This is a genomic window from Mesorhizobium sp. M1428 (assembly GCF_040317515.1).
In the GTDB taxonomy this organism is placed as follows: domain Bacteria; phylum Pseudomonadota; class Alphaproteobacteria; order Rhizobiales; family Rhizobiaceae; genus Mesorhizobium.
Genome location: NZ_JAMYKT010000039.1, coordinates 22,031 through 36,909, shown reverse-complemented (window position 1 = coordinate 36,909; position 14,879 = coordinate 22,031). Strand labels below are relative to the sequence as shown.

At 62.0% G+C, this 14,879-nt stretch carries 28 protein-coding genes; all 28 read left to right on the top strand.

What is annotated here, in order from left to right; genetic code table 11:
• Positions 1-84: EF-Tu C-terminal domain-related protein (locus tag NKG60_RS30205; RefSeq protein WP_455749504.1), on the top strand; the 84-nt coding region annotated here is incomplete at its 5' end.
• 63 nt (positions 85-147) lie between these two features.
• The gene (rpsJ, locus tag NKG60_RS30200) at positions 148-456 is read left to right on the top strand and encodes a 30S ribosomal protein S10 (protein WP_006205468.1); all 309 of its coding nucleotides are present in this window, start codon (positions 148-150) and stop codon (positions 454-456) included.
• A 96-nt stretch (positions 457-552) separates the two neighbouring features.
• Positions 553-1,281, top strand: coding sequence for a 50S ribosomal protein L3 (gene rplC / locus NKG60_RS30195; RefSeq protein WP_352469149.1), 729 nt, complete (start codon positions 553-555; stop codon positions 1,279-1,281).
• A complete protein-coding gene (gene rplD, locus NKG60_RS30190; RefSeq protein WP_023675140.1) occupies positions 1,281-1,901 on the top strand; it encodes a 50S ribosomal protein L4 in 621 nt (206 codons plus the stop codon). Before rplC ends, rplD begins: the two co-directional genes overlap by 1 nt.
• Positions 1,898-2,191, top strand: coding sequence for a 50S ribosomal protein L23 (locus NKG60_RS30185; protein ID WP_006205465.1), 294 nt, complete (start codon positions 1,898-1,900; stop codon positions 2,189-2,191). Before rplD ends, NKG60_RS30185 begins: the two co-directional genes overlap by 4 nt.
• Positions 2,192-2,213: 22 nt before the next feature.
• Positions 2,214-3,047, top strand: a complete 834-nt coding sequence (gene rplB, locus NKG60_RS30180; protein ID WP_023675138.1) for a 50S ribosomal protein L2 — start codon at positions 2,214-2,216, stop codon at positions 3,045-3,047.
• 16 nt (positions 3,048-3,063) lie between these two features.
• Entirely contained in the window at positions 3,064-3,342 is a 279-nt protein-coding gene (rpsS, locus tag NKG60_RS30175; RefSeq protein WP_006205463.1) for a 30S ribosomal protein S19, read from the top strand.
• A 2-nt stretch (positions 3,343-3,344) separates the two neighbouring features.
• Positions 3,345-3,734, top strand: a complete 390-nt coding sequence (gene rplV / locus NKG60_RS30170) for a 50S ribosomal protein L22 (RefSeq protein ID WP_006205462.1) — start codon at positions 3,345-3,347, stop codon at positions 3,732-3,734.
• Positions 3,734-4,459 (top strand): 30S ribosomal protein S3, encoded by a 726-nt coding sequence (rpsC, locus tag NKG60_RS30165; protein ID WP_023675137.1) that lies wholly within the window; start codon positions 3,734-3,736, stop codon positions 4,457-4,459. The genes rplV and rpsC overlap by 1 nt, the downstream gene beginning before the upstream one ends.
• 27 nt (positions 4,460-4,486) lie before the next feature.
• A complete protein-coding gene (rplP, locus tag NKG60_RS30160; RefSeq protein ID WP_006205460.1) occupies positions 4,487-4,900 on the top strand; it encodes a 50S ribosomal protein L16 in 414 nt (137 codons plus the stop codon).
• 13 nt (positions 4,901-4,913) lie between these two features.
• A complete protein-coding gene (gene rpmC, locus NKG60_RS30155) occupies positions 4,914-5,114 on the top strand; it encodes a 50S ribosomal protein L29 (protein ID WP_006205459.1) in 201 nt (66 codons plus the stop codon).
• Between the two features lie 11 nt (positions 5,115-5,125).
• Positions 5,126-5,365 carry a 30S ribosomal protein S17 gene (gene rpsQ / locus NKG60_RS30150; RefSeq protein ID WP_023675136.1) on the top strand — a complete coding sequence of 80 codons (240 nt, stop codon included), beginning with the start codon at positions 5,126-5,128 and terminating at the stop codon, positions 5,363-5,365.
• 82 nt (positions 5,366-5,447) lie between these two features.
• On the top strand, positions 5,448-5,816 hold the full coding sequence (rplN, locus tag NKG60_RS30145; protein WP_006205457.1) for a 50S ribosomal protein L14: 369 nt from the start codon (positions 5,448-5,450) through the stop codon (positions 5,814-5,816).
• 12 nt (positions 5,817-5,828) lie between these two features.
• A complete protein-coding gene (gene rplX, locus NKG60_RS30140; protein ID WP_254817150.1) occupies positions 5,829-6,143 on the top strand; it encodes a 50S ribosomal protein L24 in 315 nt (104 codons plus the stop codon).
• Positions 6,136-6,714, top strand: coding sequence for a 50S ribosomal protein L5 (gene rplE / locus NKG60_RS30135; protein WP_008875670.1), 579 nt, complete (start codon positions 6,136-6,138; stop codon positions 6,712-6,714). The genes rplX and rplE overlap by 8 nt, the downstream gene beginning before the upstream one ends.
• Positions 6,715-6,741: 27 nt before the next feature.
• The gene (gene rpsN, locus NKG60_RS30130; RefSeq protein WP_023675134.1) at positions 6,742-7,047 is read left to right on the top strand and encodes a 30S ribosomal protein S14; all 306 of its coding nucleotides are present in this window, start codon (positions 6,742-6,744) and stop codon (positions 7,045-7,047) included.
• Between the two features lie 12 nt (positions 7,048-7,059).
• The gene (gene rpsH, locus NKG60_RS30125; RefSeq protein ID WP_006205453.1) at positions 7,060-7,458 is read left to right on the top strand and encodes a 30S ribosomal protein S8; all 399 of its coding nucleotides are present in this window, start codon (positions 7,060-7,062) and stop codon (positions 7,456-7,458) included.
• Between the two features lie 89 nt (positions 7,459-7,547).
• Complete coding sequence (gene rplF / locus NKG60_RS30120; RefSeq protein WP_023675133.1) at positions 7,548-8,081, top strand: 50S ribosomal protein L6; 534 nt, start codon at positions 7,548-7,550, stop codon at positions 8,079-8,081.
• 85 nt (positions 8,082-8,166) lie between these two features.
• Positions 8,167-8,526, top strand: coding sequence for a 50S ribosomal protein L18 (rplR, locus tag NKG60_RS30115; protein ID WP_023675132.1), 360 nt, complete (start codon positions 8,167-8,169; stop codon positions 8,524-8,526).
• Positions 8,527-8,609: 83 nt separating this feature from the next.
• Positions 8,610-9,173 carry a 30S ribosomal protein S5 gene (gene rpsE / locus NKG60_RS30110; RefSeq protein ID WP_006333394.1) on the top strand — a complete coding sequence of 188 codons (564 nt, stop codon included), beginning with the start codon at positions 8,610-8,612 and terminating at the stop codon, positions 9,171-9,173.
• Between the two features lie 25 nt (positions 9,174-9,198).
• Entirely contained in the window at positions 9,199-9,396 is a 198-nt protein-coding gene (rpmD, locus tag NKG60_RS30105) for a 50S ribosomal protein L30 (protein WP_006205449.1), read from the top strand.
• A 22-nt stretch (positions 9,397-9,418) separates the two neighbouring features.
• A complete protein-coding gene (gene rplO, locus NKG60_RS30100) occupies positions 9,419-9,892 on the top strand; it encodes a 50S ribosomal protein L15 (protein WP_292660428.1) in 474 nt (157 codons plus the stop codon).
• 191 nt (positions 9,893-10,083) lie between these two features.
• Positions 10,084-11,424, top strand: coding sequence for a preprotein translocase subunit SecY (gene secY, locus NKG60_RS30095; RefSeq protein WP_023675130.1), 1,341 nt, complete (start codon positions 10,084-10,086; stop codon positions 11,422-11,424).
• Positions 11,421-12,032 carry an adenylate kinase gene (locus tag NKG60_RS30090; protein ID WP_352670791.1) on the top strand — a complete coding sequence of 204 codons (612 nt, stop codon included), beginning with the start codon at positions 11,421-11,423 and terminating at the stop codon, positions 12,030-12,032. The genes secY and NKG60_RS30090 overlap by 4 nt, the downstream gene beginning before the upstream one ends.
• Before the next feature lie 198 nt (positions 12,033-12,230).
• Positions 12,231-12,599 carry a 30S ribosomal protein S13 gene (gene rpsM / locus NKG60_RS30085; protein ID WP_006205445.1) on the top strand — a complete coding sequence of 123 codons (369 nt, stop codon included), beginning with the start codon at positions 12,231-12,233 and terminating at the stop codon, positions 12,597-12,599.
• A 139-nt stretch (positions 12,600-12,738) separates the two neighbouring features.
• Positions 12,739-13,128, top strand: a complete 390-nt coding sequence (gene rpsK / locus NKG60_RS30080) for a 30S ribosomal protein S11 (protein WP_006205444.1) — start codon at positions 12,739-12,741, stop codon at positions 13,126-13,128.
• Between the two features lie 104 nt (positions 13,129-13,232).
• A complete protein-coding gene (locus NKG60_RS30075) occupies positions 13,233-14,243 on the top strand; it encodes a DNA-directed RNA polymerase subunit alpha (RefSeq protein ID WP_023675128.1) in 1,011 nt (336 codons plus the stop codon).
• 39 nt (positions 14,244-14,282) lie between these two features.
• Complete coding sequence (gene rplQ, locus NKG60_RS30070) at positions 14,283-14,714, top strand: 50S ribosomal protein L17 (RefSeq protein WP_023675127.1); 432 nt, start codon at positions 14,283-14,285, stop codon at positions 14,712-14,714.
• Positions 14,715-14,879 lie beyond the last annotated feature (165 nt).

Genomic DNA, 14,879 nt, shown 5'->3' with positions numbered 1-14,879 from the left:
GCCATGGAAGAGAAGCTGCGCTTCGCCATCCGTGAAGGCGGCCGCACCGTCGGTGCCGGCATCGTCGTCACCATCAAAGAGTAATTTGGACTTAAACCGATCTGTCGCGGGCGCCGCCCGCGCCGCGCCAGAACAAGGAAGTGACGCATGAACGGACAGAATATCCGCATCCGCCTGAAGGCGTTTGATCACCGGGTGCTCGACGCCTCGACACGGGAAATCGTGTCGACCGCCAAGCGCACCGGCGCCAACGTCCGCGGCCCCATTCCGCTGCCGACGCGGATCGAAAAGTTCACGGTCAACCGGTCGCCTCACGTCGACAAGAAGAGCCGCGAGCAGTTCGAGATGCGCACGCACAAGCGTCTGCTCGACATCGTCGACCCGACCCCGCAGACGGTCGATGCTTTGATGAAGCTCGACCTGGCCGCCGGTGTCGACGTCGAGATCAAGCTCTAAGGAACCAGAGGTCAGCGGGGCGACCCGGAACTCTGAAGGAACAAGAGGCGTGGAGGGGCGACAGCCCCGACAGGGAACTCTAAAGGAATTGAACCGATGCGTTCAGGTGTGATTGCAAAGAAGGTGGGAATGACCCGCATCTACAACGATGCCGGGGAACATGTTCCCGTCACTGTTCTCCAGATGGAGAACTGCCAGGTCGTGGCGCAGCGCACGCAGGAGAAGAACGGCTATACCGCCGTCCAGCTCGGCGTTGGCCTTGCCAAGGTGAAGAACACGTCGAAGGCGATGCGCGGCCATTTCGCGACCGCTTCCGTCGAGCCGAAGGCCAAGGTTGCCGAGTTCCGCGTCTCCGCCGACAACATGATCGATGTCGGCGCCGAGATCACCGTCGAGCATTTCGTCGTCGGCCAGAAGGTCGATGTGACGGGAACCACGATCGGCAAGGGCTTCCAGGGCGTCATCAAGCGGCACCACATGGGTGGCGGCCGCGCGACGCACGGCAACTCGGTGTCGCACCGTACACACGGCTCGACCGGCCAGCGCCAGGATCCGGGCAAGGTGTTCAAGGGCAAGCATATGGCCGGCCACATGGGTGACACCCGCGTCACCACGCAGAATGTCGAGGTCGTCTCGACCGACGCCGATCGCGGCCTGATCCTGATCCGCGGTGCGGTCCCGGGTTCGAAGGGTGCATGGATCCTGGTCCGCGACGCGGCCAAGGTAGCGCTTCCGGCCAATGCGCCGAAGCCCGCCGCGATCCGCGCCGTTGCGACCGATGGTGCCGCCAAGAACGAGGCCCAGGCCACAGAGGGAGCGGAATAATGGACCTCAAGATTACAACGCTTGGCGGCAAGGACGCCGGCAAGCTGAAGCTCTCCGAAGAGATTTTCGGCCTTGATCCGCGCGAGGACATCCTGCAGCGCGTCGTGCGCTGGCAGCTTGCCAAGAAGCAGCAGGGCACCCACAAGGCCAAGGGTCGCGCGGAAATCGCCCGCACCGGCGCCAAGATGTACAAGCAGAAGGGTACCGGCCGCGCCCGTCACCATTCGGCTCGCGCTCCGCAGTTCCGCGGCGGCGGCAAGGCCCACGGCCCGGTCGTGCGCAGCCACGAGCACGATCTGCCGAAGAAGGTGCGCGCGCTCGGTCTCAAGCATGCGCTTTCGGCCAAGGCCAAGAGCGCGTCGATCATCATCATCGACGAGCTGAAGCTGACCGAGGCCAAGACCAAGGCACTGATCGCGAATTTCGCGACGCTGGGCCTGAGCAACGCCCTGGTGATCGGCGGCGCCGAGCTTGACAAGAATTTCAAGCTGGCGGCGACCAACATCCCGAACATCGACGTGCTGCCCATCCAGGGCATCAACGTCTACGACATTCTGCGCCGCGGCACGCTGGTCCTTTCGAAGGCCGCCGTCGAGGCTCTCGAGGAGCGCTTCAAATGACCGACCTTCGTCACTACGACGTGATCGTCTCGCCGGCGATCACCGAAAAGTCGACCATGGCTTCCGAGCAGAACCAGGTCGTCTTCAATGTCGCCAAGAAGGCGTCGAAGCCGGAAATCAAGGCCGCCGTCGAAGCGCTGTTCGGCGTCAAGGTGATGGCCGTGAACACGCTTGTCCGCAAGGGCAAGATCAAGCGCTTCCGCGGCACGATCGGCCGCCAGAGCGACGTCAAGAAGGCGGTTGTGACGCTGGCCGACGGCCAGTCGATCGACGTCGCGACGGGTCTCTGAGCAAGGTCGCGAGGACAGAACAATGGCACTGAAAAAATTCAACCCGGTAACGCCGAGCACCCGTCAGCTGGTCATCGTCGACCGCTCGGGCCTCTACAAGGGCAAGCCCGTCAAGGGCCTGACCGAAGGCCTGACCAAGTCGGGCGGCCGCAACAATTACGGCCGCATCACGGCCCGCTTCATCGGCGGCGGTCACAAGCGCACCTACCGTATCATCGACTTCAAGCGCCGCAAGTTCGACGTCGTCGGCACGGTCGAGCGTATCGAGTACGATCCGAACCGCACCGCCTTCATCGCGCTGATCAAGTATGACGATGGCGAGCTGTCCTACATCATCGCCCCGCAGCGTCTGGCTCCCGGCGACAAGATCGTGGCCGGTGAATCGGTCGACGTGAAGCCGGGCAACGCGATGCCGCTGGCCTCGATGCCGGTCGGCACGATCGTCCACAATATCGAGCTGAAGCCCGGCAAGGGCGCTCAGGTCGCCCGTTCGGCCGGTGGTTATGGCCAGCTCGTCGGTCGCGACCAGGGCATGGCGATCCTGCGCCTCAACTCGGGCGAGCAGCGTGTCGTCCACGGCTCCTGCATGGCCACTGTCGGTGCCGTGTCCAACCCGGACCACGGCAACATCAATGACGGCAAGGCAGGCCGCACCGTGTGGCGTGGCAAACGTCCGCACAATCGCGGCGTGACCATGAACCCGGTCGACCATCCACATGGCGGCGGCGAAGGCCGCACCTCGGGTGGCCGCCATCCGGTTTCGCCCTGGGGTAAGCCGACCAAGGGCAAGAAGACGCGGTCCAACAAGGCGACCGACAAGTTCATCCTGCGCTCGCGCCATCAGCGCAAGAGCTAAGAAGAGGTAACGCCAAGTGACTCGTTCGATTTGGAAAGGCCCCTTCATCGACGGCTACCTTCTGAAGAAGGTGGACAAGGTTCGTGAAGGTGGTCGCAATGAGGTGATCAAGATGTGGAGCCGCCGCTCCACCATCCTGCCGCAGTTCGTCGGCTTCACCTTCGGTGTTTACAACGGCCAGAAGCACGTTCCCGTCTCGGTGAACGAGGACATGGTCGGTCACAAGTTCGGTGAATTCGCTCCGACCCGGACCTATTACGGTCACGGCGCGGATAAGAAGGCGAAGAGGAAATAATCATGGGCAAGGCCAAAGCTCCGCGCAGGCTTGCTGACAACGAAGCGCGCGCCGTGTTGCGCACGATCCGTATCAGCCCGCAGAAGCTGAACCTGGTTGCCGCGCTGATCCGCGGCAAGAAGGTCGCGACAGCGCTTTCCGACCTCGAATTCTCGGCCAAGCGGATTTCCGGCACGGTCAAGAAGACGCTGGAATCGGCGATCGCCAACGCGGAAAACAACCACGACCTCGACGTCGATGCGCTGATTGTGGCGGAAGCCTATGTCGGCAAGTCGATCGTCATGAAGCGGTTCCATGCCCGTGGCCGTGGTCGCGCCAGCCGTATCGAGAAGCCGTTCTCGCACCTCACGATCGTCGTTCGTGAAGTCGAAGAAAAAGGGGAGGCCGCATAATGGGCCAGAAAGTCAATCCGATCGGTCTGCGTCTCGGCATCAACCGCACCTGGGATTCGCGCTGGTTCGCGAACACCGGCGAGTACGGCAAGCTGCTGCACGAGGATATCAAGATCCGCAAATATCTTGAGAAGGAACTCAAGCAGGCTGCGATCTCGAAGGTCGTGATCGAGCGTCCGCACAAGAAGTGCCGCGTCACCATCCATGCGGCGCGTCCGGGCCTGATCATCGGCAAGAAGGGCGCCGACATCGAGAAGCTTCGCAAGAAGCTGATGGAGATGACCAAGTCCGAGACGCATCTGAACATCGTCGAAGTGCGCAAGCCGGAGATCGACGCGACCCTGGTCGCCCAGTCGATCGCCCAGCAGCTCGAGCGCCGCATCGCGTTCCGCCGCGCCATGAAGCGCGCCGTGCAGTCGGCGATGCGCCTCGGCGCCGAAGGCATCCGCATCAACTGCGCCGGCCGTCTCGGCGGCGCCGAGATCGCGCGCATGGAATGGTATCGTGAAGGCCGCGTGCCGCTGCATACGCTGCGTGCCGACGTCGACTACGGCACGGCCGAGGCGAATACGGCCTACGGCATCTGCGGCGTCAAAGTCTGGGTGTTCAAGGGCGAGATCCTCGAGCACGACCCGATGGCTTCGGAGCGCCGCGCCACCGAGGGCGATCATGCGCATGGCGGTGGTGGTGAGCGCGAACGCGGTCGCCGTCGCGAAAACGCGTAAGACATTTAGGAATTTGGAGTTAGAACGATGCTGCAGCCAAAGCGCACAAAGTTCCGCAAGCAGTTCAAGGGCCGCATCCACGGTACCGCCAAGGGCGGCACCAACCTGGATTTCGGTGGTTTCGGGCTGAAGGCGCTTGAGCCGAACCGCGTCACCGCGCGTGAGATCGAGGCGGCCCGCCGCGCGATCACCCGCGAGATGAAGCGTGCCGGCCGCGTGTGGATCCGTATCTTCCCGGACGTGCCGGTGACGTCGAAGCCGACCGAAGTCCGCATGGGTAAGGGCAAGGGCGCGGTCGACTACTGGGCGGCACGCGTCAAGCCGGGCCGCATCATGTTCGAGATCGACGGCGTCAACGAGGAAACCGCCCGTGAGGCGCTGCGTCTCGGCGCGGCCAAGCTCTCGGTCAGGACGCGCTTCGTACAGCGCATCGCAGAATAAGGACGGGCTGATCATGAAAGCCGAAGACATCCGGACCAAGACCCAGGACCAGCTGACCGACGACCTGGCCAGCCTGAAGAAGGAGCAGTTCAACCTGCGCTTCCAGAAGGCCACCGGCCAGCTTGAGAAGACCGCGCGCGTGAGGCAGGTCCGCAAGGACATTGCGCGTATCAAGACCATCGCTGCGGAAAAGTCCGCGGCCAAGAAGGCTTAAGGACGAAAACCATGCCAAAGCGCATTCTGCAGGGCACCGTCGTCAGCGACAAGAACGAGAAGACGGTTGTCGTCAAGGTCGAACGGCGCTTCACGCATCCCGTGATGAAGAAGACCGTGCGCATGACCAAGAAGTACAAGGCGCACGACGAGAACAACGCCCACAAGGTCGGCGATCAGGTGTTCATCCAGGAATCGAAGCCGATTTCCAAGGACAAGCGCTGGGTCGTGGTGTCTTCGGACCAGGCCTGATCAGGGCCAACGAAACGAATTTTGGACAGACCGGGGAGGGGTGAGAAACCCGTCCCGTTAGAAAAGAAGAAGGCGGCCAGTCATGATTCAGATGCAAACAAACCTCGACGTCGCGGATAATTCCGGCGCCCGTCGTGTCATGTGCATCAAGGTGCTGGGCGGCTCGAAGCGGAAATACGCTTCCGTGGGCGACATCATCGTGGTGTCGATCAAGGAAGCCATCCCGCGCGGCCGCGTCAAGAAGGGCGATGTGATGAAGGCGGTCGTGGTTCGCACGGCCAAGGACATCCGCCGCCCGGACGGCAGCGTGATCCGTTTCGACAAGAACGCAGCCGTTCTCGTCGACAACAAGAAAGAGCCGATCGGCACGCGTATCTTCGGACCGGTTCCGCGCGAACTCCGCGCCAAGAACCACATGAAGATCATCTCGCTCGCGCCTGAAGTGCTGTAAGGAGCCGGACCAATGCAAAAGATTAGAAAAGGCGACAAGGTCGTCGTGCTGGCCGGCAAGGACAAGGGCCGTTCGGGCGAAGTCCTTTCGGTGCAGCCGAAGGATGACACCGCGCTGGTGCGCGGCGTCAACCTGATCCGTCGTCACCAGAAGCAGTCCCAGTCCCAAGAGGGCGGGATCATCACCAAGGAAGCGCCGATCCAGCTGTCGAACATCGCGCTGGCCGACCCCAAGGATGGCAAGCCGACCCGCGTCGGCTTCATCTTCCAGAAGGACGGCAAGAAGGTGCGCGTCGCCAAGCGCTCGGGAGAAGTCATCAATGGCTAAGGCTCAAACCAAGCAGGCAACTGCCCAGAACACGCCGCGCCTCAAGCAGGTCTACAACGAGACCATTCGCAAGGCGCTGCAGGAGCAGTTCGGCTACGAGAACGAGATGCAGGTTCCGCGCATCGACAAGATCGTTCTGAACATGGGCGTCGGCGAGGCGACCGGCGATTCGAAGAAGCCTTCGATCGCGGCGGAAGACCTTGCAATGATCGCCGGCCAGAAGGCCGTCGTCACCCGCGCCCGCAACTCGATCGCCGGCTTCAAGGTCCGCGAGAAGATGCCGATCGGCGCCAAGGTTACGCTGCGCAAGGAACGCATGTACGAGTTCCTCGATCGTCTCGTGAACATCGCACTGCCGCGCGTCCGCGACTTCCGCGGACTTAATCCGAAAAGCTTCGATGGCCGTGGCAACTATGCCATGGGCATCAAGGAACACATCGTGTTTCCGGAGATCAACTACGACAAGGTTGATCAGATCTGGGGCATGGACGTCATCGTTTGTACGACTGCGAAGACGGACGACGAAGCCAGGGCATTGCTCAAGGCCTTCAACTTCCCCTTCCGCCAGTAACGGCAGCGAGAAAAGGAAAAATCTGAAATGGCAAAGACCAGCTCAGTCGAGAAGAACAACAGGCGCCGCAAGCTTGCGGACCAGTTCGCTGCCAAGCGCAAGGTGCTCAAGGCGATCATCATGGATCAGTCCAAGCCGATGGAAGAGCGCTTCCGCGCTCAGCTGAAGCTTTCGGCGCTGCCGCGCAACTCGGCCAAGACCCGTATCCGCAACCGCTGCGAAGTCACCGGACGTCCGCGTGCCTATTATCGCAAGCTCAAAGTATCGCGTATCGCGCTTCGTGATCTCGGCAATAACGGCCAGATCCCGGGCCTGGTCAAGTCGAGCTGGTAAGGAGGACATAACATGTCATTGAGCGATCCTCTCGGCGATATGCTGACCCGCATCCGCAACGCGTATGGCCGTAAGAAGTCGAGCGTTTCGACGCCGGCCTCGCGCCTGCGCACCCGCGTCCTCGACGTGCTGAAGGCCGAAGGCTATATCCGCGACTACAGCCAGACCGACTTCGACAACGGCAAGTCCGAAATCGAGATCGAGCTGAAGTATTTCGACGGTGCGCCGGTGGTGCGCGAAATCGCCCGGGTCTCGAAGCCCGGCCGCCGCGTCTACGTTTCGGCCAAGTCGATACCCCACGTCGCCAACGGCCTCGGCATCGCCATCCTTTCGACGCCGAAGGGCGTGATGGCCGACCACGAAGCGCGTGAACAGAATGTCGGCGGGGAAATCCTCTGCCAGATCTTCTGATCTGGTATTTGACCCGCTTGGAAACAGGTTTTCGGGATCAAATCCCGAAAGCCGAGACCTGAAACAAGAGAAGTGACGAGGACAACAAAATGTCTCGTATTGGAAAGAAACCCGTTTCGCTGCCGCAGGGCGTGACCGCGACCGTCAACGGCCAGACCGTGACGGCGAAGGGTCCGAAGGGCGAGCTGAAGTTCGTGGTGAACGACGAAGTGCTGGTCAAGATGGAAGGCAGCGAGATCGCTGTCCAGCCGCGCGACCAGACCAAGACCGCCCGCTCCAAATGGGGCATGTCGCGCACGCAGATCGTCAACATCCTGCAGGGCGTCAAGGACGGCTTCGAAAAGAAGCTCGAGATCACCGGCGTCGGCTATCGCGCCGCCATGCAGGGCAAGAACCTGCAGCTGGCGCTCGGCTTCAGCCACGACGTCGTCTACGAGACGCCGCAGGGCGTGACGATTTCGGTGCCGAAGCCGACGGAAATCACCGTGACCGGCATCGACAAGCAGCAGGTCGGCCAGGTTGCCGCCGAGATCCGCGAGTATCGCAGCCCCGAGCCCTACAAGGGCAAGGGCGTTCGCTATGCTGGCGAGAAGATCGTCCGCAAGGAAGGCAAGAAGAAGTAATCTTAACGCCGCGGGGAGCGGCCGCGGGAGGCTCGTCCTACCGCATATGGTTGCCCCCGTTTTTTGAAGGCAAGGAACTGATATCATGGGCTCGAAAGAATCCACCCAACGCCGCGCCCAGCGCGTCCGCCGCCAGATCAAGAAGGTTGCCGGCGATCGTCCGCGCTTGTCGGTCCATCGCACGTCGAAGAACATCTATGTCCAGGTGATCGACGACGCCAAGGGCCACACCATCGCGGCTGCTTCGACGCTCGAGAAGGAGCTCAAGGGCTCGCTCAAGACCGGCGCCGACACCGCGGCTGCAGCCGCCATCGGCAAGCTGATCGCCGAGCGTGCCTCGAAGGCCGGCGTCAAGGAAGTCGTCTTCGACCGCGGCGCCTACATCTACCACGGCCGCGTCAAGGCGCTGGCCGAGGCTGCCCGTGAAGGTGGTCTGAGCTTCTAAAAACGAAATTCGCCCCCGGCGACCCACAGAGGCGCCGGATATCATCATCAACCGTGCTTCCGGAAAAAAACAAGGAACAGGATATGGCACAGGAACGTAGGGATGGCGGCCGCGGCCGTGATCGCGAAGAGCGCGACGACGGCATGGTCGACAAGCTCGTCCACATCAACCGTGTAGCCAAGGTCGTCAAGGGCGGCCGGCGCTTCGGCTTTGCGGCACTCGTCGTCGTCGGCGACCAGAAGGGCCGCGTCGGCTTCGGTCACGGCAAGGCTCGCGAAGTGCCGGAGGCGATCCGCAAGGCGACCGAATCGGCCAAGCGCGACATGATCTTCGTGCCGCTGCGCTCGGGCCGCACGCTGCACCATGATGTCGAGGGACGCTGGGGCGCGGGACGTGTTCTGCTGCGCGCTGCCAAGCAAGGTACCGGCATCATCGCCGGCGGCCCGATGCGCGCCGTTTTCGAGACGCTCGGCATGCATGACGTGGTCGCCAAGTCGATGGGTTCTTCGAACCCCTACAACATGGTTCGCGCCACTTTCGACGCGCTGAAGAGCCAGATGCATCCGAAGGATGTGGCTGCCGCGCGCGGCATCAAGTATTCGACCCTTCAGGCCCGCCGCGGCACCGCCGTTGCGGCTGAAGAATAGTCGACGCTGACCAGGGGATCTGACCATGGCCAAGAAAGCAACCAAGACCATCACCGTCGAGCAGATCGGTTCGCCGATCCGCCGGCCGAAGGAGCAGCGCGCAACGCTGGTCGGCCTCGGCCTCAACAAGATGCACAAGCAGCGCACGCTGGAGGATACGCCCTCGGTGCGCGGCATGATCGCTGCCGTCCAGCATCTCGTCCGCGTCGTGGACGAGGGCTGAGCGAAAGCGCAGGAGAACCCAGATGAAACTCAACGATCTGCGTGACAAGGACGGCGCGACGCATTCCAAGAAGCGTCTCGGCCGTGGCATCGGTTCCGGTTCGGGCAAGACCGCCGGTCGCGGCGTCAAGGGCCAGAAGGCGCGCTCTGGCGTCGCCGTCAACGGCTTCGAGGGTGGCCAGATGCCGCTCTACCGCCGCCTGCCGAAGCGCGGCTTCAACAATATCTTCGCCAAGAGCTTCACCGTCGTGTCGCTGGCCCGCATCCAGGCGGCGCTTGATGCCAAGAAGCTCGACGCTAAGACTGTTGTGACGGCCGAGGCGCTGGTTGCGGCCGGCGTCATCCGTCGGGTCAAGGACGGCGTGCGCATCCTTTCGGACGGCGACATCAAGGCCAAGCTTGCCTTCGACGTGGCCGGAGCCTCCAAGGCCGCGATCGAGAAGATCGAAAAGGCCGGCGGTTCGGTGAAGCTGCCTGAGAAGGCAGCCGCCGAGTAACGGCAATTTGAAGCACGTTCGGCAAAGGTGGAATTCGGTTTTGCCTTCGGTCGTGCTTTGATCCGACAGATGTGGCGGCCGCATCAACGCGGCCGCTTGCATGTTTGCAGTCCGGAGCTTATCTCGTGAGCTTCGGTGACACGCGCCGCCTGAGCTGCGGGCATCGAGCGTGACCAAGCGGAGAATCAGGCATGGCTTCGGCTGCTGAACAACTAGCCTCGAATCTGAATTTTTCGGCCTTCGCCAAAGCCGAGGATCTGAAGAAGCGCATCTGGTTCACCATCGGCGCGCTGCTCGTCTACCGCCTTGGCACCTACATCCCGCTGCCCGGCATCAATCCCGACGCTTTCGCCCAGGCCTTCTCGTCGCAAAGCAAGGGCGTGCTCGGCATGTTCAACATGTTCGCCGGCGGCGCCGTGCAGCGCATGGCGATCTTTGCCCTCGGCATCATGCCCTATATCTCGGCCTCCATCATCATGCAGCTGATGACCTCGGTCATTCCGTCGCTGGAAGCGCTGAAGAAGGAAGGCGAGCAGGGTCGCAAGATCATCAACCAGTACACGCGCTACGGCACCGTGCTTCTGGCGCTGGTTCAGGCCTACGGCATTTCGGTCGGGCTTGAGGGCGGCAACGGCATCGTCAACGATCCCGGCATGTTCTTCCGCATCTCTACCGTCGTCACGCTGGTCGGCGGCACCATGTTCCTGATGTGGCTTGGCGAGCAGATCACCGCTCGCGGCATCGGCAACGGCATTTCGCTGATCATCTTCTCCGGCATTGTCGCCGGCCTGCCGCGCGCCATCTCTGGCACGCTGGAGCTTGGCCGCACCGGCGCCCTGTCGACCGGCCTGATCCTGGCAATCATCGTGCTGGCCATCATCGTCATTGCGCTGATCGTCTTCTTCGAGCGCGCCCAGCGCCGCCTGCTGATCCAGTATCCCAAGCGCCAGGTCGGCAATCGCATGTTCCAGGGCGATACCTCGCATCTGCCGCTTAAGCTCAACACCTCCGGCGTCATTCCGCCGATCTTCGCCTCGTCGCTGCTGCTGCTGCCTGCGACCGTTGCCGGGTTCTCGCAGACCACCAATATGCCTGCATGGGCCAGCACTATCCTGGCGGCGCTCGGCCACGGCCAGCCGCTCTATATGGCCTTCTACGCGGCGATGATTGTGTTCTTCGCCTTCTTCTATACAGCGATCGTCTTCAATCCGAAGGACACCGCCGACCAGCTCAAGAAGCATTCGGGCTTCATCCCGGGCTACCGTCCGGGCGAGCGCACTGCGGATTATATCGACTATGTGCTCACCCGCATCACCGTCGTCGGCGCCATCTATCTGGTGCTGGTGTGTCTGCTGCCTGAGTTCCTGATTTCAGCGACTGGCGTACCGTTCTACCTTGGTGGCACTTCGCTCCTGATCGTGGTCAGTGTAACGCTCGATACGGTGGCGCAGATTCAGGGTCACCTGATCGCGCACCAGTATGAGGGCCTGATCAAGAAGTCGAAGCTGCGCGGGGGGAAAAAGGCCAGATGAGGTTGATATTGCTTGGACCGCCGGGGGCGGGCAAGGGGACACAAGCACTAAGACTGGTAGAACGACACGGCATCCCACAGCTTTCCACGGGTGACATGCTGCGCGCTGCTGTCCAGGCCGGCACCGAAGTCGGCAAGCGCGCCAAGGCGGTGATGGACGCTGGCGAACTGGTGTCCGACGCTATCGTCAACGCCATCGTTGCCGAGCGTATCGATCAAGCTGATTGTGCAAACGGCTTCATCCTTGACGGGTATCCCCGAACACTGGTGCAAGCGGACGCCGTTGAGGAAATGCTGTCGGATCGCGGACTGGAGCTAGACGCGGTCATCGAATTTGTCGTCGACGACAAGGCGCTGGTTGGCCGAATCGTCAAGCGCGCCGAAGAAGCCAAGGCCGCAGGCATGCCGGTGCGCAAGGACGACAGTCCAGCGGTGTTCGAAGAACGCTTGAGGGAATATTACAAGAAAACCTCGCCGCTGATCGGCTACTACTACGCCAAGGGCAAGCTCAGGGGCGTCGATGGCATGGCCGACATCGATGCGGTGACGCAGCAGATCGAGGCGGTGCTCAGGGCGACGACCCGGAAAGTTGGCCAGGCGGCCGGCTAGAGACTCGAACGATTGCGCTTGACTGGAGCGGTCCGCTGGGGTATGGCGGCCCGTCTTCCTATCAGGCATGAGGCTTGCTTGTCCGCAAGGGCAAGGCAGGCCGCTTTGAACTGGAAACTCCCGCAAGGGCCGGCCTCCACCGGACGCGGGGCAACTTGAAGCGCCGGCTCGCCCGGCCTATATGGAGAAGAGAAGAACATGGCTCGTATAGCCGGCGTCAATATTCCGACCAACAAGCGCGTCGTCATTGCGCTTCAATACATTCACGGCATTGGCAAGAAGTTCGCCCAGGAGATCGTCGACAAGGTCGGCATCCCGGCCGAGCGTCGCGTCAACCAGCTGACCGACGCGGAAGTGCTGCAGATCCGCGAGACCATCGACCGCGACTATCAGGTCGAGGGCGATCTGCGCCGCGAAGTGTCGATGAACATCAAGCGGCTCATGGACCTCGGCTGCTACCGCGGCCTGCGTCACCGCCGCTCGTTGCCGGTTCGTGGTCAGCGCACGCATACCAATGCGCGCACCCGCAAGGGCCCGGCTAAGTCGATTGCCGGAAAGAAGAAGTAATTTAGGGCAGTAAGGCAGTAGGGCAGTAAGGCAATAGGAACGGCAGACATATTCCCCTACTGCCATATTCCCCTGCTGCCTTCTCCCTGGTGGAGCCGCTGGCATTACGGCGGTGTAGAGATCAACTGAAAGGACTATCATGGCCAAGGAAGCCGCTCGTGTTCGCCGTCGCGAACGCAAGAACATTTCGTCGGGCGTTGCCCACGTCAATTCGACCTTCAACAACACGATGATCACCATCACCGACGCGCAGGGCAATTCCATTGCCTGGTCGTCGGCCGGAGCCCAGGGCTTCAAGGGATCGCGCAAGTCGACCCCGTTCGCTGCCCAGATGGCGGCCGAGGATGTTGCCAAGAAGGCCCAGGAACACGGCATGCGCATGCTCGAGGTCGAGGTCTGTGGACCCGGCTCTGGTCGTGAATCGGCGCTTCGCGCGCTGCAGGCAGCCGGCTTCACCATCACCTCGATCCGTGATGTGACGCCGATCCCGCACAATGGCTGCCGCCCGCGCAAGAAGCGCCGCGTCTAAAGAATTTACCGAACGCCGCGTGAGCGCCTCAAGGGCGCTCCTCCACGGCATTCCAGGTCGCCCGCCACGATTGGATGGTGGCGGGACAACGGAAGGAAAGCACTATGATCCAGAAAAATTGGCAAGAACTGATCAAGCCGAACAAGATCGAGTTCTCGTCGAAGAAGAAGACGCTGACCACGCTGGTCGCCGAGCCGCTCGAGCGCGGCTTCGGCCTCACCCTCGGCAACGCGCTGCGCCGCGTGCTTCTGTCTTCGCTGCGTGGCGCGGCTGTGACCGCCGTGCAGATCGATGGCGTTCTGCATGAATTCTCGTCCATCGCCGGCGTCCGCGAGGATGTGACCGACATCGTCTTGAACATCAAGGAAATCGCCATCCGTATGGAAGGCGACGGCCCCAAGCGCATGGTCGTACGCAAGCAGGGACCGGGTGCGGTTCTCGCCGGCGACATCCAGACGGTTGGCGACGTCGAGATCCTCAATCCCGACCACGTCATCTGCACGCTGGACGAAGGCGCTGAAATCCGTATGGAATTCACCGTCGACACCGGCAAGGGCTATGTGCCGGCCGACCGCAACCGCGCCGAGGACGCGCCGATCGGGCTGATCCCCGTCGATAGCCTGTATTCGCCGGTCAAGAAGGTCTCCTACAAGGTCGAGAACACCCGCGAGGGCCAGGTTCTCGACTATGACAAGCTGACCATGACCATCGAGACCGACGGTTCGATCTCGGGCGAGGACGCGGTGGCCTTCGCCGCTCGCATCCTGCAGGACCAGCTCGGCCTGTTCGTCAATTTCGACGAGCCGCAGAAGGAAGTCGCCGCCGAACAGGTTACCGAGCTTGCCTTCAACCCGGCGCTGCTCAAGAAGGTCGACGAGCTCGAGCTTTCGGTGCGTTCGGCCAACTGCCTGAAGAACGACAACATCGTCTATATCGGCGACCTGATCCAGAAGACCGAAGCCGAGATGCTGCGCACCCCGAACTTCGGCCGCAAGTCGCTGAACGAGATCAAGGAAGTCCTGGCGGCAATGGGCCTGCATCTCGGCATGGAAGTGCCGGACTGGCCGCCGGAAAACATCGAAGACCTCGCCAAGCGTTACGAAGATCAATATTGAGGCTCAGGCCTCTTGAACCCGCAATGAAGGAGAAGAGCCATGCGCCACGGATTTAAAGGCCGCCGGTTCGCCCGCAGCATCAGCCATCGCAAGTCGATGTTTGCCAACCTTGCCGTGTCGCTTATCGAGCACGAGCAGATCCTCACCACGCTGCCGAAGGCGAAGGATCTGCGGCCGATCGTCGAGAAGCTGGTGACGCTCGGCAAGCGCGGCGACCTGCATGCCCGCCGGCAGGTGATTGCCCAGATCGGCAATGAAGGCGTCGTCAAGCGTCTGTTCGATACCATCGCGCCACGTTATGCCACCCGCAACGGCGGCTATCTGCGCATCATGAAGGCCGGCTTCCGCCATGGTGACAATGCCGCAATGGCCGTCATCGAATTCGTCGACCGCGACACCTCGGCCAAGGGCGCCGGCGACCGCGCCCGCATCGAGGCCGAAGGCACCGAAGAGGAAGCCGCAGCTGCATAAGCTTCGGTTTTTCTGTGAAGTTCAAAGGGGCCTGCGGGCCCCTTTTCTGTTTCCGAAGGTGCCGGGCAGGGCTGGTAGGGGTTTTGTCACCGGTTTTTGCGGCGAGTACCCAAAATAATCGGATTTCAGCGGCTTAGCCTTTCATTTTGCACAATCGTCAGGACA

What these genes read in the sequence shown, in the direction of transcription:
- rplC (WP_352469149.1), top strand. Translation starts at nt 553, where the DNA reads ATGCGTTCAGGTGTGATTGCAAAGAAGGTGGGAATGACCCGCATCTAC.
- rplD (WP_023675140.1), top strand. Translation starts at nt 1,281, where the DNA reads ATGGACCTCAAGATTACAACGCTTGGCGGCAAGGACGCCGGCAAGCTG.
- rplN (WP_006205457.1), top strand. Translation starts at nt 5,448, where the DNA reads ATGATTCAGATGCAAACAAACCTCGACGTCGCGGATAATTCCGGCGCC.
- rpsC (WP_023675137.1), top strand. Translation starts at nt 3,734, where the DNA reads ATGGGCCAGAAAGTCAATCCGATCGGTCTGCGTCTCGGCATCAACCGC.
- rplO (WP_292660428.1), top strand. Translation starts at nt 9,419, where the DNA reads ATGAAACTCAACGATCTGCGTGACAAGGACGGCGCGACGCATTCCAAG.
- rpsH (WP_006205453.1), top strand. Translation starts at nt 7,060, where the DNA reads ATGTCATTGAGCGATCCTCTCGGCGATATGCTGACCCGCATCCGCAAC.
- rplP (WP_006205460.1), top strand. Translation starts at nt 4,487, where the DNA reads ATGCTGCAGCCAAAGCGCACAAAGTTCCGCAAGCAGTTCAAGGGCCGC.
- rpsJ (WP_006205468.1), top strand. Translation starts at nt 148, where the DNA reads ATGAACGGACAGAATATCCGCATCCGCCTGAAGGCGTTTGATCACCGG.
- rpsK (WP_006205444.1), top strand. Translation starts at nt 12,739, where the DNA reads ATGGCCAAGGAAGCCGCTCGTGTTCGCCGTCGCGAACGCAAGAACATT.
- rplB (WP_023675138.1), top strand. Translation starts at nt 2,214, where the DNA reads ATGGCACTGAAAAAATTCAACCCGGTAACGCCGAGCACCCGTCAGCTG.
- rpmC (WP_006205459.1), top strand. Translation starts at nt 4,914, where the DNA reads ATGAAAGCCGAAGACATCCGGACCAAGACCCAGGACCAGCTGACCGAC.
- rplR (WP_023675132.1), top strand. Translation starts at nt 8,167, where the DNA reads ATGGGCTCGAAAGAATCCACCCAACGCCGCGCCCAGCGCGTCCGCCGC.
- secY (WP_023675130.1), top strand. Translation starts at nt 10,084, where the DNA reads ATGGCTTCGGCTGCTGAACAACTAGCCTCGAATCTGAATTTTTCGGCC.
- rplQ (WP_023675127.1), top strand. Translation starts at nt 14,283, where the DNA reads ATGCGCCACGGATTTAAAGGCCGCCGGTTCGCCCGCAGCATCAGCCAT.
- rpmD (WP_006205449.1), top strand. Translation starts at nt 9,199, where the DNA reads ATGGCCAAGAAAGCAACCAAGACCATCACCGTCGAGCAGATCGGTTCG.
- NKG60_RS30185 (WP_006205465.1), top strand. Translation starts at nt 1,898, where the DNA reads ATGACCGACCTTCGTCACTACGACGTGATCGTCTCGCCGGCGATCACC.
- rplX (WP_254817150.1), top strand. Translation starts at nt 5,829, where the DNA reads ATGCAAAAGATTAGAAAAGGCGACAAGGTCGTCGTGCTGGCCGGCAAG.
- rpsE (WP_006333394.1), top strand. Translation starts at nt 8,610, where the DNA reads ATGGCACAGGAACGTAGGGATGGCGGCCGCGGCCGTGATCGCGAAGAG.
- rpsN (WP_023675134.1), top strand. Translation starts at nt 6,742, where the DNA reads ATGGCAAAGACCAGCTCAGTCGAGAAGAACAACAGGCGCCGCAAGCTT.
- rplE (WP_008875670.1), top strand. Translation starts at nt 6,136, where the DNA reads ATGGCTAAGGCTCAAACCAAGCAGGCAACTGCCCAGAACACGCCGCGC.
- rplF (WP_023675133.1), top strand. Translation starts at nt 7,548, where the DNA reads ATGTCTCGTATTGGAAAGAAACCCGTTTCGCTGCCGCAGGGCGTGACC.
- rpsQ (WP_023675136.1), top strand. Translation starts at nt 5,126, where the DNA reads ATGCCAAAGCGCATTCTGCAGGGCACCGTCGTCAGCGACAAGAACGAG.
- rplV (WP_006205462.1), top strand. Translation starts at nt 3,345, where the DNA reads ATGGGCAAGGCCAAAGCTCCGCGCAGGCTTGCTGACAACGAAGCGCGC.
- rpsM (WP_006205445.1), top strand. Translation starts at nt 12,231, where the DNA reads ATGGCTCGTATAGCCGGCGTCAATATTCCGACCAACAAGCGCGTCGTC.
- NKG60_RS30075 (WP_023675128.1), top strand. Translation starts at nt 13,233, where the DNA reads ATGATCCAGAAAAATTGGCAAGAACTGATCAAGCCGAACAAGATCGAG.
- NKG60_RS30090 (WP_352670791.1), top strand. Translation starts at nt 11,421, where the DNA reads ATGAGGTTGATATTGCTTGGACCGCCGGGGGCGGGCAAGGGGACACAA.